Source organism: Oryzibacter oryziterrae (genome assembly GCF_021864535.1).
In the GTDB taxonomy this organism is placed as follows: Bacteria; Pseudomonadota; Alphaproteobacteria; order Rhizobiales; family Pleomorphomonadaceae; genus Pleomorphomonas; species Pleomorphomonas oryziterrae.
The window spans coordinates 140,235-164,862 of the sequence record NZ_JAKJIC010000002.1 but is presented as its reverse complement, the minus strand read 5'-3'; the positions used below and the strand labels follow the sequence as shown (position 1 = coordinate 164,862).

The window sequence follows — 24,628 nt, the reverse complement described above, 5'->3', positions numbered from 1 at the left end:
GATTGGTGCGGGGGCGGCACTGACGCCTGGAGAGAAGCGATTTTCTGTCGATCAGGTTGAGTCCGCCTGATCGATCGGGGCGCCCCTAGCCGCCGCTGATCGCCAGCAGGATGGTCACGCTGGCGCCCGCGTCGAGCGGCGTATCCAGGCCCGCGCGTTCGCCGTCGACGAAGACGTTGATGTGCTTGCGGATCGCCGGGCGGCTGTCGGTGAGCCGATCGGACATGCCGGGCCAGCGGCGGTCGAGTTCGGCGATCAGCTCGCGGACCGAGCCGGCGCCGAGATGAAGTCGACGCGGGGCGCCCGGAAAAAGCGCGAGCAGCGCCTCGGGCAGGCGCAGGTCCACCTGCCCTGTGCCTGTCCCGGTCAGCTGCGCGGCGTCCATGTTTCCACCGAATGGATGACGGGCAGATGGGCGGCGATCGAGATCCAGTTCGTCCCTTCGTCGGCGCTGGCGTAGAGTTCGCCCGAGCTGGTGCCGAAGTAGACGCCGGCCGGTTCCAGGCAATCGGTCGCCATGGCCTGTCGCAGCACGCCGAAGAAGGCATTTTCCTGCGGCAGACCGGCCCGGTTGCCGTGCCAGGAGGAGCCGGCATCGCCCGTGCTCCAGACGGCGGCGCGGCCGTCCGGCACGAAGCGGCCTTCCATGGCGCCGTTGAGCGGCACCAGATAGAGCCGTTCGGGATCACGCGGATGCACGGCGGCGGGGAAGCCGAAGGTGGAAGGCAGGCCCTTTTCGATCGACTGCCAGCTGACGCCGCCGTCGTCGGAGCGGTACATGCCGCAATGGTTCTGCTGATAGAGCCGGTTGGACCGTCCCGGCGCCATCACCAGACAGTGCACGCATTGGCCCGTCTCGGGATATTGCTGCCCCTCGGGCAGGAAGTCGCAGCGGGTGCCGGAGTTGCGCGCCGCCCAGGTCTCGCCGCCGTCCGTGGTGTGGAACACGCCGGCGGCCGAGATGGCCACCCAGATCTGCGTGGGATCATCAGGATGCAGGACGATGGAATGCAGGATCATGCCGCCGGCGCCCGGCACCCAGGTCGGGCGTGAGGGATGGCGCTGCAGGCCTTCCACATGGCTCCAGGTTTCGCCCTCGTCCTCGCTCCTGAACAGGCCCGCCGGCTCGACACCGGCGTAGAGCGTCTTGCCGCGCCGGGCCAGCGACCACACCGCCTTGATGGGGGTGCCACCCTCGCCATAGGTCAGGCCGGCACTGAAATGGTTCCAGCTGCGACCGCCGTCGGTCGAGCGCCAGACGGCGGGACCGAACCATTCGTTGCCACCGCCGGCGAACAGCGTGCCGGTGTCATCGGCGATCACGTGGTTGATCGGCCAGGCCTCGCAATGCGGCCCGTCGATCTGCCAGGCGCTGCGCCCGGCATCGCTGCGCGCGATGAACACGCCCTTGCGCGTGCCGATCAGCACGGAAACCTGCTCTCCCATGTCCCGCCCTCCCCGCGGCCGCAGGCGGCCGTCCCCCTCATGGACGGAACACAAGACCTACGGCTTTTCACGCATCCTAGCACAGCATCAGAAGAGGGCCAGGCAAATGCGTCGTATAGCCATGGTTCATAGCGTGTAAACGCCATTGGCAATTTTCATTTACTTATCAACCTTTAATGCGGCCAATAAAATCACGTTAATTCTCTGAACTTGAATTTATTTTGATTGCCGTAAGCTCTGCGCAAGGCTGGAGAAGCGTGAACATGCGCAGCAGTGTAAAAGTGATGTTGTTGCTGGCCATCGTCTGCGGCGGCGGTGCCGTCTGGTTCGGTCAGCGTTGGCTCGATACCCAGACCTCGCAGCGCATCAAGGAAATCGAGGCCGCCAGACCGGAGATTACCTTCGCCACGCTGGTGGTCGCCGCCGAGCCCTTGCGTTTCGGCTCCGAGCTCACGCGCCGTCAGCTCAAGGAAATTCCCTGGCCAAGCAGCGACCTGCCGATCGGCGCCTTCGCCACCATCGACGATCTCTTGCGCGACGGCGGCCGCACCGTGCTCTTCCCCCTTGAAGCCAGCGAGCCAATCCTGTCGGCCAAGGTCACCGGCCCCGGCGAGCGCGCCGCCCTGTCGCGCCTCATCGGCGCCGGCAATCGCGCGGTGACGCTGAAGGTCAACGACGTCGCCGGTGTCGGCGGCTTCGTGCTGCCCGGCGATCATGTGGACGTGGTGCTGACCGGCAAGGATCGCGCCGAGGTGATCCTGCAGGACGTGCGCATCCTCTCCATCGACCAGAGCGCCGACGAGCGCACCAACGAGCCCAAGGTGGCGCGGACGGTCACCGTGGAAGCCAATCCCGAAAATGCCCAGAAGCTGGTGCTGGCCCAGGATGTCGGCAGCCTGTCGCTGGTGCTGCGCCGCGCCGGTGAAGTGGCGTCCGCCTCGGTGCAACCGATCACCTCCACCGATCTCTCCGCCGCCTCCACGGCCAAGGACACCGGCGACAGCGACAGCGCGGTGATCTGGGTGCGGCGCGCCACCGATCTCACGCAATACAACGTCCCCGTACGCTCAGGCGGACCGGTGCGTCCGGTCAACGTGATCGCCCTTCCGGTCGTGCCCGGTGCGCCTCAGGCTCAACCGATCGACGCGGTCGCCGTGGTGCCGGCCAGTGCCGGCGCGCCTCCCGCCGATGCCACCAATCCCGCGAGCGGCAAGACCGTGCCGGAGCCTCAATGATGCGGACTTTCTCCTCCCTCCTGGCCGCGGCCGTCGTCGCGCTGGTCGCAAGCCTTTCGCCGGTCGTGTCGGTTGCAGAGGCCGCAGCCCCCATCCACATGAGCGCGGCCACCACGGGGCAATCCTTCAAGATCCCCAAGGGCGTGCCGCAGATGATCGAGACCACGCGACCCTTCTCGGAGATCGTGGTGGGCGATCCCTCCCTCGCCGACGCCTGGCCGCTCACCGACAAGACCTTCATGGTGCTCGGCAACAAGGGCGGGCTCACCGGCATCGTGCTGTTCGACAAGGAGCGCAACATCGTCGGCGCCGGCGACTTCGAGATCACGCTGCACACCGACCGGCTGCAGTCGGCGCTCGAAAGCAAGCTGCCGAACGCCGACGTGGACGTGTCCAGCGCCAACGGTTCGATCGTGCTGTCGGGCACGGCCGCCGATCAGAAGACCATCGACGAGGCCAACCAGATCGCCAGCCAGTTCGGCGGCAACGTGGTCAACGCCGTCGACATCGGCGGCGGCAAGCAGGTGCAGCTGAAGGTGCGCTTCATCGAAGCGTCGCGCTCGGCCAGCAAGGATCTCGGCCTCAAGTGGGCGGTCGCCGGCACGCAGACCGGCGTGGGCGTCGGCTCGGACACGCTGCCCTCTGGCTCCACCCCCTTCGGCGAAATCATCTCGCAGATCATAGGCAACGGCATTGGGGTCGACGTGCTGGTGCAGGCCCTGGAAGCGCGCGGCCTCGCCCGCTCGCTGGCCGAACCCAATCTCGTCGCGCTGTCGGGCCAGACGTCGAGCTTCCTTGCCGGCGGCGAGTTCCCGATCCCGGTGGCGTCCGACAACGGCAATGTCACCATCGCCTTCAAGAAGTTCGGCGTCAGCCTCGACTTCACGCCGACGGTGGGCAAGGACAATCTGATCCACATGCAGCTCAAGCCCGAGGTCAGCGAGATCGATTATGGCTCGGGCATCGTCGCCGACGGCATCACCGTCCCCGGCCTCAAGGTGCGCCGGGCCGATTCCACGCTGGAACTGCGCGACGGCCAGAGCTTCGTCATCGCCGGCCTGTTGCAGAGCGGCCGGTCGGCGACGCGCCAGCGCGTGCCCTGGCTCGGCGACGTTCCGGTGCTCGGCGCGCTGTTCCGCAGCACCGCCTATAGCCGCAACGAAACCGATCTCGTGATCATCGTCACCCCGCATATCGTCACGCCGACCGATGTGGCCACCGATATCCCGACGCCCTTCGACGGCGCCAGGATGGCCGGCGACTTCGATCTTTTCGTCAACGGCAAGGCCGAGATCCCCGCCGACATGGCGTCCTATACCGCCAACAACGGCACCGCCACCGGCGGCTACATCCTCGACCTGCCCGCGCTCGCCACCCGTTAAGGCCCACAGCCTGTCTCGAAACTCGCTGGCCAAGAGATGCTCATGACCCTCGCAGCCGATACGCCCCTCAATGTCGTCGTCATCACCGATGAGAAAGAGCTGGCCGTCACCGTCTCGGCCGCCCTGCGTGCCTCGGCGCTGCCGGTGGGCAATCTCACCGTACGGGCGCCGGACAAGCTGACGACGGAGGTCAGCGACCCCGACTGTCATCTGGTCATCGCCGACCTCGACGGCTTCCCCGACGGTCCGGCCGCCGCGCTGGGCGATCTCCAGCGCATGGCCAGCGCCTCGGTGCGCTTCGTGGCGGTCACCGGCGCCTTCGACCCCGATCTCGCCCGCGCCTTCCTGCGGCTCAAGCTCAACGACTTCCATGTGAAGCCCGTGGCCGCCGACGATCTCGCCGCCACGCTGCGCCGCGCCGTGATGGGCGACGGCGACCCGCATCCCGACTGCAACATCCTGAGCTTCTTCCCCTGCGCCGGCGGCGTCGGCAACACCACGCTGGCGCTGCAGACCGCCTTCCTGCTGCACGAGCGAAACGCCCGGCACCACAAGACCACCTGCCTCGTCGACCTCAACCTGCAGCACGGTTCGGCGGCCGAATATCTCGACCTCGAGCCGCGTTTCGACATTGCCGAGATCGAGAACCAGCCCGATCGCCTCGATCGCAAGCTGCTCGACGTGATGCTGAGCCGGCACAAGTCGGGTCTGGCCATCGTCTCGGCGCCGCATTGCCCCTGGGAAATGCGCAGCTACCGGCCCGATCTCATCACGCGGCTCCTCGATCTCGTCTCCACCCATTTCGACACCGTGGTGATCGACCTGCCGCGTACCTGGTTCCCCTGGACGGATTCGGTGCTGCTCGGCTCGGACAAGGTGTTCCTCGTCACCGAGATGACGGTGCCGGCCATCCGCCATACCCAGCGGCTCGCCAGCGCCGTGCGCGAGCGGATCGGCAAGGAGGGCAAGCTCGGCGTGATCGTCAACCGCGTCGACGCCAAGGGCAGCGCCAACATCTCGATCAAGGACGTGCGCGAGGTGCTCGGCGACAGCTATCTCGGCTCGGTCGCCAATGACTACAAGGCGGTGCGCGAGGCGCTCGATCAGGGCAAGCCGCTCAAGGACGTCGCGCCGTCGTCGCGCATCCTCGCCGACCTCAACACCCTTGTCACCGACGTGGACACGAGCGCCGGCCCCGCCTGGACGCACCAGCTGAAAGCCCTCATCGGTCGGCTCGGTCGCACCACACCGGCCGCCGCCAGCGCCGGCAAGGCGAAGGAGAAGCGCCATGCGTAGCCGCTTCTCGGCCCTGCAGCAGGCGCAGACCGAGGCCGCGCCGCTCGCCATGGTCACCGCCGTGCCGACGGAGGCCAAGCCCGCCGCCATCCAGATCACGCCCTTGCAGCAGATGGCGCCGATCCCGCTGCCGCGCCCGGTCAACGACCGGCTGATCGCCGCCAAGGACAAGCTGCACAAGAAGCTGATCGAGGAGATGGATCTCGCCAAGCTCGAAAAGCTGGCACCCGACCTCGTCATGCGCGAGATCTACAATCACGTCACCGTCTTCGCCCAGGAAGAGCGCCTGGCACTCAACGAGACGGAATTCTCCGAATTCGTCGGCAGCGTTTACGACGAGATGATGGGCCTCGGCCCGCTCGAAGCGATCATGCGCGATCCCACCATCAACGACGTGCTGATCAACGGCCACCAGAACTGCTATGTCGAGCGCGCCGGCAAGCTCGAACCGATCAACATCCCCTTCAAGGATGAGGCGCATCTGCTGCGCATCATCAACAAGATCGTCTCCGCCGTCGGTCGCCGCATCGACGAGAGCCACCCCACCTGCGACGCCCGCATGCTCGACGGCTCGCGCTTCAACGCCGCCATCCGTCCGATCGCCGTCGATGGCCCCCTGGTATCGATCCGCAAGTTCGCCAAGAAGAAGCTGTCGCTCGATCGCCTGATCGATGTGGGCGCACTCGCCCGCCCCATGGGCGAACTTCTGGCCGCCGCCGTCAATGCCCGCGTCACCACCATCATCTCCGGCGGCACCGGCACGGGCAAGACCACCATGCTCAACGCCCTCTCGGCCTTCATCTCGCCCGACGAGCGGCTGATCACCATCGAGGACGCCGCCGAACTCCAGCTGCAGCAGCCGCATGTGGCGCGTATGGAGACCCGGCCGGCCAACACCGAAGGCCATGGCGAGATCCGCCAGCGCGACCTCGTCAAGAATGCCCTGCGCATGCGCCCCGACCGCGTCATCCTCGGCGAGTGCCGCGGCGAGGAAGCCTTCGACATGCTGCAGGCCATGAACACCGGTCACGAGGGGTCCATGGCCACCATCCACGCCAACACGCCGCGCGACGCCATCGCCCGTCTCGAACAGATGCTGGGCATGACCGGCATGCCGATGACGGTGGCCTCGATCCGCTCGCAGATCGCCTCGGCCATCGGCCTGATCGTCCAGCTCACGCGCCTGTCCGACGGCAAACGCAAGGTCACCTCGGTCGCCGAGATCACCGGCATGGAAGGCGACATCATCCAGATGCAGGAGATCTTCCGTTTCAACAGGCTCAAGACCGAGGCTGACGGTACCGTGGTCGGCGAGTTTCGCGCCACCGGCATCCGCCCGCGCTTTCTCGAAGAACTGATCGCCAAGGGCATCACCCTGCCCGCGTCCACCTTCGACCCGACCAAGCCGATCGTCTGAGGATACGCCCATGCCGGAGATCTACATCTTCTATGCCTTCGCCGGATTTGCAGCGATCTTCGTGGCCGAGGCGGTCTACCTGCTTGCCACCGAAGGCGGCGCCGACAAGGGCAAGGTCAACCGGCGCATGCGCATCTCCGATCCGGAGAAGAGCCGGCAGGAGGTGATGGTGACGCTCAGGCGCGAGCGCGGGCTCACCGCCTCCGGCGACATCTCCGAGCGCCTCGCCTGGCTTAGCCGGCTTATCGTTCAGTGCGGCATTACCATCGGCCTGCCCAAGCTGATGGCCATCTGCGCTGCTACCGGCGTCATCATCGCCGGCCTCACCTTCAATCTCACCCACGATCTGCTGAAGACCGCGATTGCCCTGCCTACGGGTGGCATCTTTGTCCCGCTTCTGGTGCTCCGGCACATGCGCAAGCGGCGGCAGGATCGCTTCAGCCTGCAATTCCCCGAGGCGATCGAGCTGATCATCCGTTCGCTGAAGGCCGGCCATCCGGTTCCCGTCGCCATGTCGATGGTGGCGCGCGAGATGTCCGATCCGATCGGCACCGAATTCGGCCTGATGGCCGACGAGGTGACCTATGGCTCCGATCTCGTCACCGCGCTCACCAACATGCAGCAGCGCGTCGGGCAGGAGGACATGCCGCTCTTCGTTACCGCCGTGTCGATCCAGTCGTCGACAGGCGGCAATCTCAGGGAGATCCTGCAGGGCCTCACCGATGTCATCCGCCAGCGCATCAAGATGCGGCGCAAGATCCGCTCGATCTCGGCGGAGGGGCGCATCTCCGCCATCTTCCTCACGGCCATGCCGGTGGCGCTGTTCCTGGTGCTCAACCTGATCTCGCCGCATTACTACGGCGACGTCTGGGGCAAGCCGATGACCACCTACGGCATCATGGGGGCACTCGCCTGGCTCGGCGTCGGCAATCTCATGATGAAGAAGATGATCAGTTTCAAGTTCTGAGGCCCACCATGACCGCCCTCTACGAGTTGATCAGTGCCATCATGAACCGACCTTTCGGGCCGGTTCTGGTGCTTGCCGGATTGGTGGCTCTGGCCAGCGTGATCTATCTCGTGCTTTCGGCCCGCGACGCCCGCAGCACCGCGCGCCGACGCCTCAAGGTCGATCTGCCCAAGCCGCGCAGCGAAGCGAGCAAGCCGGCGCCGTCTTCGTCGGAGCCGGCTGCCCCCCTCGTCATCGAACTGCCGCGCAAGCGCAACAACCTGATGCTGGACAAGGCCGTTGCCCATGCGGACAGCCTGGTCAAGACCATGGATGCCGGCAAGATCAAGCTGGTGCGCCAGCGGCTGGTTCAGGCCGGCTTCTTCGACCAGAACGCCGTCGCCGTGTTCTTCCTCAGCCGCGTTTTGCTCGCCGTCCTCCTGCCGCTCGGCACCGCCGTCGCCCTCTACGCCTCGGGCCGCGATCCCTCCGGCAGCCTGTTCTATGGCGCGCTGCTCCTGTCCTTCCTCGGCGGCTATCTGGCGCCGAGCTTCTATGTCGACCGCTCGGCCAAGACCGTGATGCGGCAGAACCGCACCGCCTTCCCCGATTTCATGGACCTGATGGGCGTCTGCGCCAATGCCGGCCTCAGCATGGAAGCCGGGCTTGAGCGCGTTTCGCGGGAACTCGCGCCGCTCTATCCGGCGCTCGGCGTCAACCTGCAGATCGTCTGCCTCGAGGTGCGCGCCGGCCGGCCGATCGAACTGGCGCTGCAATCGCTGTCCGACCGGCTCAACGTGCCGGAGGTCCGCGCCTTCGCCACGCTGTTGCAGCAGTCCAAGGAACTGGGCTCCAGCCTCTCCGACGCCCTGCGCGTCTTCTCCGACGACATGCGCCATCAACGCCTCGCGGCCGCCGAAGAAAAGGCTTATGCTTTGCCGGCTAAACTCTCCGTCCCCGTGACGGCCTGCATCCTGCCCGTGGTGCTCTTCGTGGCCATCTGGCCGGTGGTCGTGCACTTCAAGGGGTGACGTGCCCGCCTGTACCTACATCATGGGCAGGCGAGACACATGGTTTTCTTCTGATTGCGGGAATAAGGGGTTCCACGGAACGTTAGGCCTAGCATACCGCGCTCGGTTCCAACGATTTCGATGGCACATTTGCGGTCAACTCAATTGCCTGCGAAAGGTGTCAGCCCATGAACTTCCCGTCCGTGCTTGCCATTGCCGCTTTCACGCTTTTGCCCCTGGCGAGCGCCCAAGCCGAGAACCTGATCCCAAATGGCGATTTCCAGCAGTACACGCTGCAGACCGATGCCATCGGCGCGGCCTATTTCGGCCCCTCCAACTGGAAGATCACCAACTGGCCGCGCATCGTAAGGAACATCTCCATCGTCCGGACGGCTGCCGGCGAGAGCTACGGGGTCCTCTCGACGCTCTACCGGCCGGGCGCCAGCACCAGCGCCGCCTATCCGGCCAATCCCAACGCCTATCAGTTCTTCAATGTGCCCAGCGCGGGAACCTACAAGCTCTCGGTTGACGTCAGCTACACCGTCCGTACCTACGAGATCGGCCAGGGGCTGGCCATTGCGCTGGATTACAAGGACGTCCTGAAGGACTACTCGCCCTCCACCGGCTATGCGGACATTCCGGTTCACACCGCGAGCACGACCGTCACGTTTGCGACCGCCGGCAGCCATATCATCCAGGTCCGGCACCTCAAGGCGAAGACGACCTATCCGGTCACCACCATGACCTTCGACAACATTGTCCTCGAGAAACTTCCCTGAGGCCGTTTCACGCCTCAGCTGGAACCGAGTTGCCGAGACAATCTAAGGGGCGGGGTTCCTCCCGCCCTTCGCTTGTCGGCTCCCGACAGCCTCGCCCGGCAAGCTCATCCCGTTAACATTTGTAAACAAATCAAGACATCAGGTTAGGCAATTTAACGCGCTACATTGACCGCGGTTTAGACTTTGTTTGGTATTGTCAAATCCAGATCATCTTGCTGGATTTGCAAATGTCGGCCTACCTTCTCCGTAACGCTTCCCGTCGCATCGCCCTTGCAGCCCTTCTGGGGCTCAGTCTTGTCGCAGGTGGCTGTGCGGGCAGTGAGTTCGAGGAAGGCCTGCTCGACGCCTCGCCGGATCTGTCGGCCTTTGGCGCCAGCCAGGCCGGCATGCGCGCCAAGGCCAAGGACTACTTCCGTCAGGCCAACTATGGCCTCGCCGAACGCACCTTCAAGGTGGTCGTCGCCAAGGACCCCAAGGATGGTGAAGCCTGGCTGGGCCTCGCCGCCTCCTACGACCGGCTCGGTCGCTTCGATCTCGCCGATCAGGCCTATGCCCGCGTCGTCGCGGTGTCGGGCCGGCGCGGCGAAGTGGTCAACAACATGGCCTGGTCGCAGGTGCTGCGCGGCAACCGGGCGCAAGCCAAGATCCTGTTTGCCGAGGCGGTGAAGCTGTCACCGGGCAATCCGGTGATCACGGCCAATGCCGCCGGCTTCGACAAGCCGAAGACCGCGAAGAGTTGAGAAGTTCACCAGCGCGCTTGAGACAGCTCGCACGCCAAGGCCCGTCGGGTTGCCCCCCGGCGGGCCTTTTTCTTGGCGCCTGCCGATCGGTTTGACCGGCAGACACTTTGGTCCTTGCGCTCATTCTTCCTCGATCTTGATGGCCTTCAGCTTGTCGATGCCCAGCGCCTGCAGTGCCAGCCTTTCGTAGAAGGGCTCGGACTTGCCGATGCGGATCTTGCGCAGGAAATATTTCTCGAAGGCGATCTTGGCCGCGTGCACCCATTTGCCCGACGACGACCAGTTGACGTTGCGCGGCGGGATCTGCGGCTGAGCGACGAAGGCGACGCCGCTGTCGCCGAAGTCGGCGAGGCAGACCGCGTTCCAGGTGGCCTCCGCATCCGGCTCCTTGCCGTCGAGCAGGCGGGCAATGTTGCGCGCCGTGGCGGTGACCATGGATTCGATCATGAAGCCGGTCTTGGGCACGCCCACCGGCACCGGCGTCTTGCCGAGCGGGGGAATGGCCACGCAGACGCCGACCGAGAAGACGTTGCCGAAGTTGGGGTTGCGCTGGTGCTTGTCGGCCAGGATGAAGCCGCGCGGATTGGTCAGCCCCTCGGTGCCATAGACCGCCTTCACGCCGCGGAAGGCCGGCAGAAGCATGGAATAGGCGAAGGGAAGGTCGTGTTTGGCCTTCAGCGAACCGTCGTCGTTGAGCTCGGAGACATGCGCCATGCCCGCTTCGAACTTGTCGACCTTGGCGTTGCAGATCCACTTGACGTGATGCTGCCGCATCTCGCTCTCAAGCAGGCCCTTGGTGTCGCCGACACCGTCGAGGCCGAGATGGCCGATATAGGGCTCGGCGGTGACGAAGGTCATCGGCACCTTGTCGCGCACCTTGGCGTCGCGCAGGGCCTTGTCGAGCACGAAGGTGAATTCATAGGCCGGGCCGTAGCAGGACGCGCCCTGCGCCGCACCGATGATCACCGGCCCCGGCTTCTTGACGAGCTGGTCGAAAGCCGCCTTGGCCCTCAGCGCGTGGTCGACGTGGCAGATGGAGTTGGTGAAGCCTTCGGGTCCGAAGCCCTCGATCTCGTCGAAAGCCAGTTCCGGCCCCGTGGCGATGACGAGATAGTCGTAGTCGACCGAACCGCCGCCGATCAGGTCGACGCGGTTCTCGGCCGGGTGCACCCGCTCGGCGCCCTGTGCGTGGAGCTTGATGTCGCGCTTGGCGAAAACCGAGGTCAGGTCCACCTCGATCGATTCCTTGTCGCGCCAGCCGACCGCCACCCACGGGTTGGACGGCACGAAGGAATAGCTCGTGCCCTTGTTGATGGCGATCACCTCGTGCTCGCGCCCAAGCTGATCCTTGAGCTCGTAAGCCATGATCACGCCGCCGAGCCCGGCGCCGAGAACTGCAACTCTTGCCATGAAACCCTCCCTGGAAACTGCGAGGCGTTTCCCCTGGGTCCGCCACGGCGTCCTCCCACCCCGACGGCTCCCGCCTCCTCATGCATCACACTATATTAGAATATACGAAATTACAAAGCTTATATTGGCAAGGGATTTCAAGCTACTGAATGAACCATGAATACATACGCCCCGGAAACGCGGGGCGTTATCCGGGGCGTATCGCATGGCAAATGAGGCTGTTGTCTGCGGGTTTGCTTCCGACCCGTTACACCAAGTGGCATTGAAAATGACTCTTGGTATTCCGTTTTCGAACTTCTCGCGCTTCTGATGCAAATGAGAAATTCGAAATGTCTTCATTGGGCCGATGCGTCAGCATCCGGGCGAAATGGTATTACAGATGGATCGGCCCCTTGAAGATGAACCAGGCGCCGAGGCCGATGAAGGCGAAGCCGACCAGATGGTTCAGCGTCAGGGACTCCTTGAGGTAGACCACCGAGAAGACCGTGAAGATGGTCAGCGTGATCACCTCCTGCATGGTCTTCAATTCGGCGGCCGAATAGACCTTGAAGCCGTAGCGATTGGCGGGAATGGCCAGGCAATATTCCACCAGCGCGATGGACCAGGAAATCAGGATCACCATCCACAGGGGCTTGTCGGGATACTTGAGGTGACCATACCAGGCGACCGTCATGAACAGGTTGGACGCGATCAGGAAGACGATCGGCACGAGCGGCAGGGGTATGAAGAACATAAGGGAAATTCCGTAGTGACGTTCGAGGCCTTTTTTAGGGTATCCGGCCTAAAAGGGGAATCCGGTTTCAGGCCTTTTGCTTCATGGCTGATATGCGCAACACTTGGCGAAAATTGCATGGGCTCGATCACAGTTTCGCGAGGTCGCCCCACGCCTTGATTTTGCCTTGGGCTTGCGGCACCAGCACGGCGTTCCGAACCGGAAAGGCCTCGCCCCTGATCATGTCGCCGCGCGCAACTGGACTGTCGTCTTTCGTATCCCTGGCGCTCGCGCTGACCGCCCTCATCGCCCCCGCCTTTGCCGGCGATGTGGAGCCCAGCCTCAGCCTGCCGGCGCCCGCCGACAAGACGGTGGCGCTCACCTTCGACGCCTGCATGGGACAGACCGACAGGCGCATTCTCGACGAACTGGTCGCCGAGCAGATCCCGGCGACGCTCTTCGTCACCCATCGCTGGATCGAGCGCAACGCCGAGGCCATCGCCGTGATCGAGGCGCATCCGGATCTGTTCGAGATCGAGAACCACGGCGACGAGCATGTGCCCGCCGTGACGGATCGCTCCTTCGTCTTCGGCCTCAAGACGGCCGGCAGTCTGGACAATGTCACCAGCGAGGTCCAGGGCGGCGATGCGGCGATCGCCACCACCTTCGGCCATCACGCCGTCTGGTTCCGGGGCGCCACCGCGCGTTACAGCAAGGACGCCATGTCGCTGATCGGGCAGCTCGGCTTCCGCATCGCCGGCTATTCGCTCAACGCCGATATCGGCGCGTCGCTGCCGGAGAAGCAGGTCGCCAGGCGCATGGCCGCCGCCCGCACCGGCGACGTGATCATCGCCCACATCAACCAGCCCAAGCGCGACGCCGGCGCCGGCGTGGTCGACGGCATCAAGGCGCTGGAGGCCAAGGGCTTCCACTTCGTCCGCCTCGATCAGGCCTTCACGCCCGGCCCGACCGGCTGAGCCTGCGACGGCTTGCCTCGACCGCGGCCGAGCGGGCCGTCAGCGTTCGATCACCAGATCGCTGGTCGGCTTGGAGCAGCAGGGCAGGAACAGGCCCTGGTCGATTTCCTTCTTGCGGATGCCGCCCTTGTGGTTCATGTCCACGGTGCCCGACACCAGCTTGGACTTGCAGGTACCGCACAGCCCTTCCGAACAGGAGGCCGGCAGCGGCACGCCGGCCGCGCGCGCCGTGGCGATCACGAACTGATCGGCACGGGCCTCCACCACCTGGCCGGACTTGGCAAAGGTGATCTTGTAGGTGGCCACGCCCGGCTCGACCGCCGCCTCCGCTACAGGTTCGGCAGCCCCACCGGTGAGCGTGCCGAAGTCGAAGCTTTCCTCGTGATAGAGCGCCGTGGGGGCGCCGAGATCGCCGAGCGTCGTCTTCGCCGCCTTCATGAACGGCGCCGGGCCGCAGCACCAGACGGAGCGTGTCGCAAAATCGGGCACGAAGAGCTTGAAGAAATCAGCGGAGATGCGTCCGGTCGCACCCGCCCAGCCGGCTTCGCCATCTTGCCTCTCGGGCAGGTGGATCACCCGGAAGCCCGGCAGACGCGCGGCGATCAGGTCCAGCTCGGCGCGGAAGATGATGTCCTTCGGGGTGCGGCAGGCGTGCACGAAGACCACGTCGACGGGGCGGCCGAGATCGGCCAGCGCCCGGCTCATGGACATCAGCGGCGTGATGCCGGAGCCACCGGACAGGAAGAGATATTTCGGCGCCGCATCGTTGAGGCAGCTGAACTCGCCCATGGGGCCGATGCCCTTGATGGTGCCACCCGGCTTCAGATTGTCGTGCAGCCAGTTGGCGACGATGCCGCCCGGCACGCGCTTGACCGTGATCGCCACCGTGTTCGGCCGTGTCGGCGTCGAGGAGATGGTGTAACAGCGATTGACGGTCTCGCCGCCGATCTCGACGGAGATGGTCAGGAACTGGCCCGGCTTGTAGGCGAAGCGGCGTGGTTCCGGCCCCTCGAAGACAAATGTCTTGACGTCCGCGGTCTCGTCGATCACGGCCCGGCAGACCAGCGTATCGTCGGCCTCGCTGTCCCAGAGGGGCAGATCGCCAAGGTGGGCGGCAAGATGCGTCGAAGCGGCAAGGGTCATCCGTCAAGCTTCCCAATAGTCGCGGGCGCGGCCTGTCTGCCGCGCCCGATCCATGTGTAATACTACTTACTAGCTCTGCAATAGCGCAATGGTTCCATAGCGTTATTGCCAACCAATATCATTCGGAACTCGGCATCCTTCCGCCCCCCTTTTGGGAAAGCGGGCCTTCGGACTTTTTTTGCACTGACTGCGTGGATGGTCCGCCTTCGCGGACCATGACGGCGTGGAAACGTCGGCCAAAGTCCATCCTATTGATTCAACTCTTCATAAAGATCCCGCCAATCGCTGTTCATTTCGTGGATCAGCCGGATCTTCCATGCACGATTCCAGGTCTTGAGACGCTTCTCCCGCTGAATGGCATCCGAGATATCCGGATAGTCTTCGTACCAAACCAGTCTGTCGCAGCCATATCTAGCCGTAAAGCCAGGCGCAGCGCGGGATCGGTGTTCCAGAATTCGTCTCTCGAGATCTGCGGTCACACCAATGTAGAGAACACCGTTCGGGCGGTTGGTAACGATGTAAACATATCCAGCCATTCCCTTTCCCCGGCGTCGTCACGTGTGAACCAACTCACCGAAATAGCTTCGACTCTGGCAAAGGCCGTCATGGTCCGCGAAGGCGGACCATCCACGCAGTCATGAGAAAAGAAGTCCGAAGGACCGCTTTTCCGCCGCACCCTCTCCCACAAGGGGAGAGGGTCTGACGTCCCAACTCAGCCCAGGTGGTCCTTCAGGCGCAGGCAGTACCAGTTGATGAACTTGTCCACCAGCCCCTCGGTATAGGGCGAGTAGGGACCGGGTTCGTAAGCGGGCGACTGCAGGCCCCGCTGCTGCATGCCGACAAGCGCGCCGTCCTGGGCGTTGGTGGCGATCCAGGTCTCGTTGAGACGCTTGAGATCGTAGTCCACGCCTTCCACCGCGTCCTTGTGCACCAGCCAGCGGGTGCGCACGATCGTCCGGTCCGGCGTCAGCGGGATCACCGAGAAGGTGACGATGTGATCGCTCATGAAGTGGTGCCAGCTGTTGGGCTGGGTCCAGAAGGACAGACCGCCGAGCTTCTTCTCGGTGATGTTGCCGAGCAGCTTGGTGGAGGCCACCTTGGTGTTCAGCGTCTGGCTTTCGCCCTCGTGGTTGAGCGGCAGGCGCTGGGTGCGGAAGCCGGTCACCATGTCATCGAGATGATCATAGCCCTTGGAGGGGAAGCCCTTCTTTTCCCATTCCTCATGCAGGTTGTCGGCCATGCACAGATACTTGTTGGCGTCCTCGATCTTCTCGGCGCTCATCTGGTCGGGCGCAAAGCCGAAGCCGTATTCGAACAAGGGAATGGTCAGTTCGGGATGGTTGCCCGCGCAGTGATAGCACTCGCGGTTGTTCTCCATCGTGATCTTCCAGTTGCCTTCCTCGATGAGGTCCATCTCAAAGGCAACCTTGGTGTTGCGGATGTCGTGCGGCTTCAGATAGGGCGTCATCTTGGCCGCCATCTCCTCGATATCCTCAGGAGGATCGTCGGCGAAGCAGACGAACAGCAGCCCTTCGATCGACTTCAGCGCCACCTTCTTGAGATTGTGGCAGCTCTTGTCGAACTCCGTGCCCATGTGGTCGGCGCGAATGAGGTTGCCCTCTTCCAGGCCATAGGTCCAGGAGTGGTAGGCGCAGACCAGCTTGGCGACGGACTTGCGTTCCTCTTCCACAAGGCGGGCGCCGCGGTGGCGGCAGACATTGTGGTAGGCGCGCACTTCGCCGTCGTCGTCGCGCAGGATCAGGATCGAATACTTGCCGATGTCGATGCGGCGCACGTCGCCTTCGTCGGGCACATCGGCTTCGACGCCGACATAGATCCAGGTCTTGTAGAAGACGGCTTCCATGTCGAGATCGAAGATCTCCTGCGAGGTATAGAAAGGCGCCTCGAGGCTGTAGCCCGGGCGACGGCGCGCCAGGAGCGCGCGGGGGGTGTCATTGGAGCGGTCAAGCATCTCTTCGATCCCTCTGGTGACTTTGTTGTCGTTGTCTACCTGTTCTACCTGATGCACTCATTCAAACAGCCGATGGCCCGCGACGGCGATCGGTTGCCCTGCCAGCACGCCATCGACTTCCTCCATCCGCCGCCGTCCCCCGTCCCGGATGCGGATATCGGATGGTGAAATGCCGTGAAGCGCCTTGAAATGTCTGGAAAAATGGGCGCAGTCAGAGAAGCCCGACTCAAGCGCAATATCCGTAACTGATCTATCCGTATTATCCAGTAGCCACCGTGCATATTTCAGACGCAGCGACCGGTAAAATGCGGCAGGCTTGATGCCCATGACGCTGTGGAACAGCCGTTCGAGCTGGCGGGTCGACAGCTTCAGCCGTGTCGCGATGTCGGCGATCAACAGCGGATCGGCCAGATGCTGTTCCATGATCAGCAGGGCACGACGCACCCGCTCGTCGGAAATGCTGTCGGCCAGCGGCGGATGCGGCTGGGCGGCCGTGCCGGGGCGGGCCTGATCGAGCACCAGGATCTGCCGGCTCTTCTGGGCAATGGCGCGGCCGAGCGACTTCTCGACGATATAGCTCGCCAGATCCGCCACCGAGCCGCCGCCGGGGCAAGTGATTCGGTCGCCGTCCACCACGAACAGGCGATCGGCCACCGGATGGTGGTGCGGGAACTCGTTGAGAAAATCCTGATAGTGGTACCAGTTGACGCAGATGCGCCGTCCGGTCATCAGGCCGGCGCGCGCCAGCACGAAGGACCCGGTGCAGAGCCCGATCAAGGGCACGCCGGCGCGCGCGGCCCGGCGCAGATAGTCGATGGTGGCGTCGTCCACCTGACGGCCGGCATGCAGGATGCCGCCGACCACGGCGATATAATCGAAGCGTTCCGGCTCGGTGAAGGGCGAGGTGCGCTCGATGCCGACGCCGCAGGACGAGCGAACCGGCTCGGGGCGCGCGCCCATGATCGACCAGGAGCAATTGATCTGGCGGGAAAGGTCGCCCTCATCGGCGGCGAGGCGCAACTGGTCCACGAAGAGCGCAAAGGCCGATAGGGTGAAATTGTCGGCCAGAATGAATCCGACAGACAGACGCGGCCGGGCCGGTACCTGTGGCACCCCGTTCGTCTTCACCCGTCCCCGCGCTGCCGTGGCTCCCATCGACGCTCCCTTGCTCCGTTTCCGGCGTTGCCGTGTCAGTGATTGGTTCCAGAATTGGCCCAGACCCGGCCTCAAGCCAAATCAATTCGATTTAGTCCGGAGGCCAGTTCTTCTCGCACCCCATCCCAACTGGTCATGAGTCGGGCTGTTGCAGGCTTCCGGCAAAGGCAGCAGAGCCTCTGCCGGATCTAGAGCAGCCGCCGACCAGTTTGAACCAACATGATCGGCGGCTGCTCAAGTTATTGACTCTGGAGCGATTTCCAATCGACCTGATGATTCCGTCAGGTCGGAAAGCGCTCCAAGCTCATGCGGCAAGTTCCTTGCGCGCTTCGTTGAGGAAACCGATCAGATAGTCGGCGAAAGTCCGCCAGACCTCAATGCGGAACGTGTCCTCGGCGCGGCGCCAGAGCACGACCTCGGTCCGTCCCAGCAGCGTGCGGGTGCACATGCCCACCGGGAAAGCGGCGAGGTCGAAGTCGAGCGGGCAGCCGTGCGACAGCACCCAGGTCGCCTTCGGTCCGGAGATGGTCAGGCCGACGTTGCGATGGGAGATGTCGGTGATGGCATGCGGCACGCCGGCGCAGGCCTCTTCGAGCGCCGCCTTGACCACGTCGACGCGGCCGTCCGGCGCCGTCACCAGCCATTCGTCCGGCCCGACCCAGAGCGCGGCATATTCGGCGGCGGTCGCCGAAGTGCAGGCGGTGCTGGGCAGGTTGAAGCCGAAGACCGGGGCGACCGCGGTCTCGATGCCGGGCCGTCCGCGCAGGGCGAGCCGGCTCATGGCCGCCACCGGTTCGATACGCACCTCAGCGTCGGCCGGCGAGGTGAACTGCAGGCCGTCGAGAACCGTGCGGCGATCGCTGGAGATGTCAACCATTCAGGCGCTCCCCTTCCTTGTCGTAGAATGCGGGTTCCACCACTTTCGCGGCGATGGTGCCTTCCGGCATGGGGATGTAGACCGTCTCGCCGATGCGGGCGCGGCCGCCGCGCAGCATGGCGATGGCGATGGACCGGCCGACGGTCGGGCTCCAGTAGGAGGAGGTGACGTGTCCGACCATCTTCATCGGCACGGGCTGGTTCGGGTCGAGCACGATCTGCGCGCCCTCCTCGATCACCACCTTGGGGTCCTCGGTGAACAGGCCGACCATCTGCTTGCGGTCCGGTGCCGACATGGCCGGGCGGGCCAGAGCACGCTTGCCGACGAAGTCGGGCTTGGTCTTGCCCACGGCCCAGCCGAGGCCGACGTCGTCGGGCGTCGCGGTGCCGTCGGTTTCCTGGCCGACGATGATATAGCCCTTCTCGGCGCGGGCCACGTGCATGGTCTCGGTGCCATAGGGCGTGATGCCGAACTCGCGGCCGGCTTCGAACACGGCCTCCCACAGCGCCGCGCCATAGTCGGCGGGCACGTTGAGCTCATAGCCGATCTCGCCGGTGAAGGAGACGGAGAACAGGCGACCCGGCACGCAGGCGATGGCGGTCTCGGCGACCGACATGGGCGGGAAGGCTTCCTTTGAGAGATCGAAGTCGCCGACGAGCTTCCTGACCACGTCGCGGGCCTTCGGGCCCTGCACGGCGACGACAGCCCATTGTTCGGTGGTCGAGGTCAGCCAGACGTCGAGATGGGGGAACTCGGTCTGGCGATAGTCTTCCATGTGATGGAGCACGCGCGGCGCGCCGCCGGTGGTGGTGGTCACGTGGAAGCGGTCTTCGGCCAGGCGACCGACGACGCCGTCGTCCATGACGAAACCGTCCTCGCGCAGCATCACGCCATAGCGGCACTTGCCGACGCCGAGCTTGGTCCAGGCGTTGGTGTAGAGCAGGTTCATGAAGGCGGCGGCATCGGGGCCGACCACCTCGATCTTGCCGAGCGTCGAGGCGTCGAACATGCCGACGGAGCTGCGCACCGCCTTGACCTCGCGGTTGACCGCCGCGTGCATGTCCTCGCCCGGACGGGCGAAGTACCAGGCGCGCATCCACTGGCCCACCGGCTCGAAGGCGGCGCCGGCGCGCGTCGCCCAGTCGTGCGACGGCGTCTTGCGCAGCGGGTCGAACAGGTCGCCACGGGCGAGACCGGCGAAGGCGCCGAAGGTGATGGGCGAATAGGGCGGGCGGAAGGTGGTGAGGCCGACGGCCGGCACCGGCGTCTTCAGCGTATCCGCCACGATGCCCAGGGCATTCATGTTGGAAGTCTTGCCCTGATCGGTCGCCATGCCGGTGGTGGTATAGCGCTTCACATGCTCGATGGAGCGCATGCCCTCGCGCACCGCCAGCTTGATGTCCTTGGCGGTCGAGTCGTTCTGGAAGTCGACGAAGGCCTTGACGGTGTTGACGTTGCGGCCATGCGGCAGCGCGCCGAGATAGCCGCCGCTCTCCTTGACCGATCCCTTGACGTCGATGACGCGGAAGGGCGCGACCACGCCGCCAACCGCAGCCGCAGCGTCGGCACCGGCCTTCCAGCCGTCTTCGAGAATGGCGCCAAGGTCGAACAGGCCGCGGCAGGCGCCGGCGGAGCGTTCCTTTTCCACCGACTGGCCCGGCACATAGGCCTGCAGCGCCTCGTCGAATGTCAGCTTGCCGCGCGACTGCGAGAACAGATGCACCGACGGCGTCCAGCCGCCGCACATCAGCAGGAGATCGCAGGCGATCGCTTCCGGCGCGGCGGCGGTGCCGTTCGGCTGGATGCGCGCCACATGCGCCTGGGTGATACGCTTGCGGCCGCGCGTGCCGGTGATCACCGCACCGCGCTGGACGCGGATGCCGGCGGCCTCGGCGGCGGAGACCAGCTCGCCGCTGACGTCGCCGCGCAGGTCGGCGATCGTCGCGATCTGGATGCCGGCGGCCTTGAGGTCGAGGGCGACGCGATAGGCGCTGTCATGGGCGGTCGCGATCACCGCGCGGCGACCGGGCAGAACGCCCCAGCGGTTGACATAGGCGCGGGCGGCTTCCGCCATCATCACGCCCGGACGGTCGTTGTCGGGGAAGACCAGCGGCCGCTCGAGCGAGCCGATGGCGATCACCACCTCGCCGGCGCGCACCTGCCACTGGCGCTCGCGCGGCAGGTTGGCCGGCGGGTTGGCGAGGTGATCAGTCAGGCGCTCGTTGATGCCGATGAAGTTATGCGGATAGTAGCCGAAGGCCGTGGCGCGCGGCAGCAGCGTCACCTTGGGGTTGGCCTTGAGCTCGGTGAGCGCATCGGCCACCCATTCGGAGGCCGACTTGCCCTCGATCACCTCGGTGAGATTGTGCAGCAGCGAGCCGCCCATTTCGGCCTGCTCGTCCACCAGCATCACGCGCTTGCCGCTGCGCGAGGCGGAGAGCGCTGCCGACAGGCCGGCGGGACCAGCGCCGACGACCAGGATGTCGGTGGTCTGGTAGACCTGGGTGTAGCGCGCCGCATCCGGCGTCTCCGGCGCCCGGCCGAGGCCGGCGGCAGCGCGGATCTTGGGCTCATAGACCTTGGTCCAGAAGCTCTTCGGCCACATGAAGGTCTTGTAGTAGAAGCCGGCGGGAATGAAGCGACTCAGCAGCAGGTCGTTGACGGCCCCGATGTCGAACCCGAGCGAGGGCCAGCGGTTCTGGCTCTCCGCCTTCAGCCCGTCATAGAGTTCGATGACCGGCGCGCGCAGGTTCGGCGTATAATGGGCGTCGTCCTTGCCCACACCCACCAGCGCGTTGGGCTCGTCGATGCCGGCGGTGAGGATGCCGCGCGGGCGGTGATACTTGAACGAGCGCCCCACCAGATGCACGCCGTTGGCCAGCAGCGCCGAGGCCAGCGTGTCGCCGGCATAGCCCTGGTAGGTCTTGCCGTCGAAGGAGAAGGAGATCGGCTTGTTGCGGTCGATGCGGCCGCCGGCCGCCTTGCGGAAACTCATTTCGCCGCTCCTGCCTTGAGAGCTTCGAGGTCAGGCTTGGGCTCGCCTGTCTTGTAGGTGGTCACGAAGAAATCGGACACCGTGTCGCGCACCGCGTTGAAGAAGCGACCGCAGCCGTGCACATGGCGCCAGCGCTCGACGGTCATCCCCTTGGGGTTGCTGCGGAAATAGAGACGGTCGACCACTTCCTCGTCGGTCAGCGACTCGGTCCCGGCCGGACGGGCCACATGGGCTTCACCGGCATGGCGGAACTCGACTTCCGGGCGGGCGCCGCAATAGGGGCAGTTGATGATCAGCATCGCGAGACCTCAGTGAGCCACGGCGGCGGCCGCCGCTTCGTCGATCAGGAAACCGTCACGGAAACGGTCGAGCGAGAAGGGAGCGTTGATGGGGTGCGGCTCGTCGCGCGCGATGGTGTGGGCAAACACGTTGCCCGACCCCGGCGTCGCCTTGAAGCCGCCGGTGCCCCAGCCGCAGTTGACATAGAGCCCGGGCACCGGGGTCTTGGACAGGATCGGCGAGCGATCCGGCGTCACGTCGACGATGCCGCCCCAGTTGCGCAGCATGCGCATGCGGCGGAACATGGGGAACAGCTCGCAGATGGCGTCCAGCGTGTGCTCGGCAATATGAAGTGCGCCGCGCTGGGAATAGCTCGGGTAGACGTCGGTGCCGGCGCCGATCACCATCTCGCCCTTGTCGGACTGGGAGATATAGGCGTGGATGGTGTTGCTCATCACCACGCAGGGGAAGGCGGGCTTCACCGGCTCGGACACCAGCGCCTGCAGCGGGAAGCTTTCGAGCGGCATGCGCACGCCGGCCATGCCCATCACCACCGAGGTGTGACCGGCGGTGACGACACCCACCTTCTTGGTGCGTACCGTACCCTTGGTGGTTTCCACCGCTTCCACGGCGCCGGCGGCATTGCGACGGATCGCCGTCACTTCGCAGTTCTGGATGATGTCGACGCCCAGCGCGTCGGCGGCACGGGCAAAGCCCCAGGCCACGGCGTCATGGCGCGCGGTGCCGCCGCGCCGCTGCAAGGCGCCGCCCATCACGGGATAGCGGATGTTCTTGGCGATGTTGAGCGGCGGACAAAACTCCCGGCACTCTTCCGGCGAGAGCCACTCGTTGTCGACGCCGTTCAAGCGGTTGGCATGGATATGCCGCTGGGCCGACTGCACGTCATGCACCGTGTGGGCGAGCATCAGCACGCCGCGGGCGGAATACATGACATTGTAGTTGATGCCCTGGCTGAGGCCTTCCCACAGCTTCACGGCGTGGTCGTAGAGCGCCGCGCTTTCGTCGAACAGATAGTTCGACCGAATGATCGTGGTGTTGCGCCCCGTGTTGCCGCCGCCGAGCCACCCGCGCTCGATCACCGCCACGTTGCGGACGCCGTGTTCCTTGGCGAGGTAATAGGCGGTCGCAAGGCCATGACCACCGGCACCGATGATCACGACGTCATACTCGCTCTTCAGCGAGGGCTGACGCCATTGCGCCTGCCAACTGGTGTGCCCGCCGAGCGCGCGACGAAACAGATTAAAGGCCGAAAAGGGCTGCATGACACCGCCATCAGCTTGAGAAACTCACAAGCCGAACTATTCGGACAAATACGGCTCAAGGAAAGTGTCCTACACGGCGGCGGCATTGAAGGAAAGCGACATGACGCGCGGTCGTTTTTTGACAAGCCCCGAACGTGGCAGGCCAGCGCGGTTCAGGGAGGCGGCCTCTCCCTCGTCCATCGGGTAGCGAAGCGGCAAGCGATCACGTCCCGGCGACGCGATCTGCGGCGAATTTCCCGAGGTCCTTGGGTGTCTGTGGGCAGCGAGAGCGCGGAAAGCCTCGATCCGTCGTCACAGCGGCAGGCGATCGGCCTTCAGATTGGGATCGGTCTCGACGCTGAATCCGGCGGTAGCCGCCGAACCGGCACCGGTGCCGCAAGCGACCGACACACCGTAACCTTCGAGCAGATCGAGATCGACCGAGTGATGTTCGGCGACCGAAAGAGGCGACGTTTCATCGCTGCCGGCGACGTCGGAAATATCGACGTTGCAGGTCTCGGCGCTCGCCAGGGTGGCGGGTGTCTCGCTGACCGACGGAACGCTGTCCATCTGGCGGGTCACCGCGCCTGCGGGGGATGAAATCGCGGCAAGGCCGGAGGCAACGACGATGGCGGAGGCAACGATGGCGGCAAAGCCGAGCAAACGACGGGTCTTGAACATCTTGTCATCCAATCAATTGAGCCACTGGCCTGACCTTACGGTCTGGTCGGCGCGCAATTGCGCCGGGGCATGCGTGTCATACCACGAGGCGTTGAAAATGGCTCGCGGCACTCCGATTTCGAGTTTCTCATGCCTTTGATGCAGATGAGAAATTCGAAACATCTTCAACGAGCCAATGCGTCAGCATTCTGGCAGATTGGTATAATAACGTATTTCAACACGCATGTGCATCTCGCATTTGGTGGAATGGTAAAGCGGCAAAGTCCGCCAGCCGACCGGACGCCGACCGCTTTCGCGCAACTTCAGGATTTTCACGACTGCTTGCCGGCCTCAGCGCGGCGTCAGGACGCAGCCTTCTCGCCCGGCTTGGCCTGCCAGATGTTCTGGCGGTTGCGGATCTCGCGCGGCGCCGGACCGAAATAGGTCGGCGTCTTCACGAAGTCGCGCGGGCTCAGCACCACCGACTGGATGCGCTGATAGAGCGACTTGGCCGAGATCGGCTTGCACAGCAGCTCGTGAATGCCGAGACGACGGGCTTCGATGATGCGGCTGCGCTCGGTATGCCCCGTCACCATGATGATCGGGATATAGGCGAAGGGATTGGAGGGCACGCGGATCATGCGCACCATGTCGGCGCCGTCGAGAATCGGCATCACCCAGTCGAGAATCAGGATGTCGGGATTGGCGCGGTCCATCGCTTCGAGACCGGAGGCGCCGTCTTCAGCTTCCACGATCCGGCGGGCCCCGAAGCCTTGCAGCATGGTGCGCAAAATCGTCCGCATGTATGCGCTATCTTCCACGACCAGGAAGGTCAGGGATGACAGATCAAGCTGCACGTGCCGAACTCCCATATGCCCCCTAGACCTTGGTCGGCAAAAGTGAATATCCGGTTAGGGCAGTTCGGATTTCTCTCG

23 protein-coding genes are annotated in these 24,628 nt (G+C 64.7%); 9 read left to right on the top strand and 14 right to left on the bottom strand.

The genetic code is table 11. The features are described 5' to 3' along the window. Positions 1-85 precede the first annotated feature (85 nt). Complete coding sequence (locus tag L2I41_RS03165; protein WP_237152057.1) at positions 86-385, bottom strand: MoaD/ThiS family protein; 300 nt, start codon at positions 383-385, stop codon at positions 86-88. Beyond that, complete coding sequence (locus L2I41_RS03160; RefSeq protein ID WP_237152056.1) at positions 367-1,446, bottom strand: WD40/YVTN/BNR-like repeat-containing protein; 1,080 nt, start codon at positions 1,444-1,446, stop codon at positions 367-369. Before L2I41_RS03160 ends, L2I41_RS03165 begins: the two co-directional genes overlap by 19 nt. A gap of 263 nt (positions 1,447-1,709) precedes the next feature. Here L2I41_RS03160 and cpaB point away from each other — a divergent pair, with 263 nt between their 5' ends. From cpaB to L2I41_RS03120, 8 genes are all read left to right on the top strand, one after another. After that, positions 1,710-2,681: a Flp pilus assembly protein CpaB gene (gene cpaB, locus L2I41_RS03155; RefSeq protein WP_237152055.1), complete on the top strand. Its 972-nt coding sequence runs from the start codon at positions 1,710-1,712 to the stop codon at positions 2,679-2,681. After that, a complete protein-coding gene (locus L2I41_RS03150) occupies positions 2,678-4,063 on the top strand; it encodes a type II and III secretion system protein family protein (RefSeq protein ID WP_237152054.1) in 1,386 nt (461 codons plus the stop codon). The genes cpaB and L2I41_RS03150 overlap by 4 nt, the downstream gene beginning before the upstream one ends. Before the next feature lie 42 nt (positions 4,064-4,105). Further along, positions 4,106-5,359, top strand: a complete 1,254-nt coding sequence (locus tag L2I41_RS03145; protein WP_237152053.1) for a CpaE/TadZ family protein — start codon at positions 4,106-4,108, stop codon at positions 5,357-5,359. Next, positions 5,352-6,776 (top strand): TadA family conjugal transfer-associated ATPase, encoded by a 1,425-nt coding sequence (locus tag L2I41_RS03140; protein ID WP_390633755.1) that lies wholly within the window; start codon positions 5,352-5,354, stop codon positions 6,774-6,776. Before L2I41_RS03145 ends, L2I41_RS03140 begins: the two co-directional genes overlap by 8 nt. A 10-nt stretch (positions 6,777-6,786) precedes the next feature. Further along, entirely contained in the window at positions 6,787-7,743 is a 957-nt protein-coding gene (locus tag L2I41_RS03135) for a type II secretion system F family protein (protein ID WP_237152052.1), read from the top strand. An 8-nt stretch (positions 7,744-7,751) separates the two neighbouring features. Then, complete coding sequence (locus L2I41_RS03130) at positions 7,752-8,753, top strand: type II secretion system F family protein (protein WP_237152051.1); 1,002 nt, start codon at positions 7,752-7,754, stop codon at positions 8,751-8,753. A gap of 167 nt (positions 8,754-8,920) precedes the next feature. After that, positions 8,921-9,511: a hypothetical protein gene (locus L2I41_RS03125; protein ID WP_237152050.1), complete on the top strand. Its 591-nt coding sequence runs from the start codon at positions 8,921-8,923 to the stop codon at positions 9,509-9,511. Between the two features lie 227 nt (positions 9,512-9,738). Then, positions 9,739-10,251, top strand: a complete 513-nt coding sequence (locus tag L2I41_RS03120) for a tetratricopeptide repeat protein (RefSeq protein WP_237152049.1) — start codon at positions 9,739-9,741, stop codon at positions 10,249-10,251. A 120-nt stretch (positions 10,252-10,371) separates the two neighbouring features. Here the strand turns inward: L2I41_RS03120 and L2I41_RS03115 are convergent, their stop codons facing one another. Together L2I41_RS03115 and L2I41_RS03110 are read right to left on the bottom strand one after the other, a co-directional pair. Beyond that, positions 10,372-11,661, bottom strand: coding sequence for an NAD(P)/FAD-dependent oxidoreductase (locus tag L2I41_RS03115; protein WP_237152048.1), 1,290 nt, complete (start codon positions 11,659-11,661; stop codon positions 10,372-10,374). A 373-nt stretch (positions 11,662-12,034) separates the two neighbouring features. Further along, positions 12,035-12,394 (bottom strand): DMT family protein, encoded by a 360-nt coding sequence (locus tag L2I41_RS03110; RefSeq protein ID WP_237152047.1) that lies wholly within the window; start codon positions 12,392-12,394, stop codon positions 12,035-12,037. A gap of 221 nt (positions 12,395-12,615) precedes the next feature. Here L2I41_RS03110 and L2I41_RS03105 point away from each other — a divergent pair, with 221 nt between their 5' ends. Then, entirely contained in the window at positions 12,616-13,350 is a 735-nt protein-coding gene (locus tag L2I41_RS03105) for a polysaccharide deacetylase family protein (protein WP_313791121.1), read from the top strand. 39 nt (positions 13,351-13,389) lie between these two features. Here L2I41_RS03105 and L2I41_RS03100 read toward each other — a convergent pair whose 3' ends face one another. The 10 genes from L2I41_RS03100 to L2I41_RS03055 all read right to left on the bottom strand — a co-directional run bounded on the left by L2I41_RS03100 (position 13,390) and on the right by L2I41_RS03055 (position 24,550). Beyond that, positions 13,390-14,493 carry an FAD-binding oxidoreductase gene (locus L2I41_RS03100; protein ID WP_237152046.1) on the bottom strand — a complete coding sequence of 368 codons (1,104 nt, stop codon included), beginning with the start codon at positions 14,491-14,493 and terminating at the stop codon, positions 13,390-13,392. Between the two features lie 248 nt (positions 14,494-14,741). Beyond that, positions 14,742-15,029: a GIY-YIG nuclease family protein gene (locus L2I41_RS03095; RefSeq protein ID WP_237152045.1), complete on the bottom strand. Its 288-nt coding sequence runs from the start codon at positions 15,027-15,029 to the stop codon at positions 14,742-14,744. A 176-nt stretch (positions 15,030-15,205) separates the two neighbouring features. Beyond that, positions 15,206-16,465 (bottom strand): aromatic ring-hydroxylating oxygenase subunit alpha, encoded by a 1,260-nt coding sequence (locus L2I41_RS03090; protein ID WP_237152044.1) that lies wholly within the window; start codon positions 16,463-16,465, stop codon positions 15,206-15,208. 57 nt (positions 16,466-16,522) lie between these two features. After that, the gene (locus L2I41_RS03085; protein ID WP_237152043.1) at positions 16,523-17,620 is read right to left on the bottom strand and encodes a GlxA family transcriptional regulator; all 1,098 of its coding nucleotides are present in this window, start codon (positions 17,618-17,620) and stop codon (positions 16,523-16,525) included. A gap of 304 nt (positions 17,621-17,924) precedes the next feature. Next, complete coding sequence (locus L2I41_RS03080; protein ID WP_237152042.1) at positions 17,925-18,497, bottom strand: sarcosine oxidase subunit gamma; 573 nt, start codon at positions 18,495-18,497, stop codon at positions 17,925-17,927. Next, the gene (locus tag L2I41_RS03075; RefSeq protein WP_237152041.1) at positions 18,490-21,492 is read right to left on the bottom strand and encodes a sarcosine oxidase subunit alpha; all 3,003 of its coding nucleotides are present in this window, start codon (positions 21,490-21,492) and stop codon (positions 18,490-18,492) included. The genes L2I41_RS03080 and L2I41_RS03075 overlap by 8 nt, the downstream gene beginning before the upstream one ends. Beyond that, positions 21,489-21,791, bottom strand: a complete 303-nt coding sequence (locus L2I41_RS03070) for a sarcosine oxidase subunit delta (RefSeq protein ID WP_237152040.1) — start codon at positions 21,789-21,791, stop codon at positions 21,489-21,491. The genes L2I41_RS03075 and L2I41_RS03070 overlap by 4 nt, the downstream gene beginning before the upstream one ends. Before the next feature lie 9 nt (positions 21,792-21,800). After that, the gene (locus L2I41_RS03065) at positions 21,801-23,054 is read right to left on the bottom strand and encodes a sarcosine oxidase subunit beta family protein (protein ID WP_237152039.1); all 1,254 of its coding nucleotides are present in this window, start codon (positions 23,052-23,054) and stop codon (positions 21,801-21,803) included. Positions 23,055-23,345: 291 nt separating this feature from the next. Continuing rightward, a complete protein-coding gene (locus tag L2I41_RS03060) occupies positions 23,346-23,714 on the bottom strand; it encodes a hypothetical protein (protein WP_237152038.1) in 369 nt (122 codons plus the stop codon). Between the two features lie 341 nt (positions 23,715-24,055). Next, complete coding sequence (locus L2I41_RS03055) at positions 24,056-24,550, bottom strand: response regulator (protein WP_255720114.1); 495 nt, start codon at positions 24,548-24,550, stop codon at positions 24,056-24,058. Between the last annotated feature and the right edge of the window lie 78 nt (positions 24,551-24,628).

Coding starts and splice junctions, on each gene's coding strand:
- L2I41_RS03165 (WP_237152057.1), bottom strand. CDS start 385: ATGGACGCCGCGCAGCTGACCGGGACAGGCACAGGGCAGGTGGACCTG.
- L2I41_RS03160 (WP_237152056.1), bottom strand. CDS start 1,446: ATGGGAGAGCAGGTTTCCGTGCTGATCGGCACGCGCAAGGGCGTGTTC.
- L2I41_RS03120 (WP_237152049.1), top strand. CDS start 9,739: ATGTCGGCCTACCTTCTCCGTAACGCTTCCCGTCGCATCGCCCTTGCA.
- L2I41_RS03150 (WP_237152054.1), top strand. CDS start 2,678: ATGATGCGGACTTTCTCCTCCCTCCTGGCCGCGGCCGTCGTCGCGCTG.
- L2I41_RS03130 (WP_237152051.1), top strand. CDS start 7,752: ATGACCGCCCTCTACGAGTTGATCAGTGCCATCATGAACCGACCTTTC.
- cpaB (WP_237152055.1), top strand. CDS start 1,710: ATGCGCAGCAGTGTAAAAGTGATGTTGTTGCTGGCCATCGTCTGCGGC.
- L2I41_RS03135 (WP_237152052.1), top strand. CDS start 6,787: ATGCCGGAGATCTACATCTTCTATGCCTTCGCCGGATTTGCAGCGATC.
- L2I41_RS03065 (WP_237152039.1), bottom strand. CDS start 23,054: ATGCAGCCCTTTTCGGCCTTTAATCTGTTTCGTCGCGCGCTCGGCGGG.
- L2I41_RS03090 (WP_237152044.1), bottom strand. CDS start 16,465: ATGCTTGACCGCTCCAATGACACCCCCCGCGCGCTCCTGGCGCGCCGT.
- L2I41_RS03125 (WP_237152050.1), top strand. CDS start 8,921: ATGAACTTCCCGTCCGTGCTTGCCATTGCCGCTTTCACGCTTTTGCCC.
- L2I41_RS03070 (WP_237152040.1), bottom strand. CDS start 21,791: ATGCTGATCATCAACTGCCCCTATTGCGGCGCCCGCCCGGAAGTCGAG.
- L2I41_RS03100 (WP_237152046.1), bottom strand. CDS start 14,493: ATGACCCTTGCCGCTTCGACGCATCTTGCCGCCCACCTTGGCGATCTG.
- L2I41_RS03075 (WP_237152041.1), bottom strand. CDS start 21,492: ATGAGTTTCCGCAAGGCGGCCGGCGGCCGCATCGACCGCAACAAGCCG.
- L2I41_RS03060 (WP_237152038.1), bottom strand. CDS start 23,714: ATGTTCAAGACCCGTCGTTTGCTCGGCTTTGCCGCCATCGTTGCCTCC.
- L2I41_RS03095 (WP_237152045.1), bottom strand. CDS start 15,029: ATGGCTGGATATGTTTACATCGTTACCAACCGCCCGAACGGTGTTCTC.
- L2I41_RS03080 (WP_237152042.1), bottom strand. CDS start 18,497: ATGGTTGACATCTCCAGCGATCGCCGCACGGTTCTCGACGGCCTGCAG.
- L2I41_RS03140 (WP_390633755.1), top strand. CDS start 5,352: ATGCGTAGCCGCTTCTCGGCCCTGCAGCAGGCGCAGACCGAGGCCGCG.
- L2I41_RS03145 (WP_237152053.1), top strand. CDS start 4,106: ATGACCCTCGCAGCCGATACGCCCCTCAATGTCGTCGTCATCACCGAT.
- L2I41_RS03110 (WP_237152047.1), bottom strand. CDS start 12,394: ATGTTCTTCATACCCCTGCCGCTCGTGCCGATCGTCTTCCTGATCGCG.
- L2I41_RS03105 (WP_313791121.1), top strand. CDS start 12,616: ATGTCGCCGCGCGCAACTGGACTGTCGTCTTTCGTATCCCTGGCGCTC.
- L2I41_RS03085 (WP_237152043.1), bottom strand. CDS start 17,620: ATGGGAGCCACGGCAGCGCGGGGACGGGTGAAGACGAACGGGGTGCCA.
- L2I41_RS03115 (WP_237152048.1), bottom strand. CDS start 11,661: ATGGCAAGAGTTGCAGTTCTCGGCGCCGGGCTCGGCGGCGTGATCATG.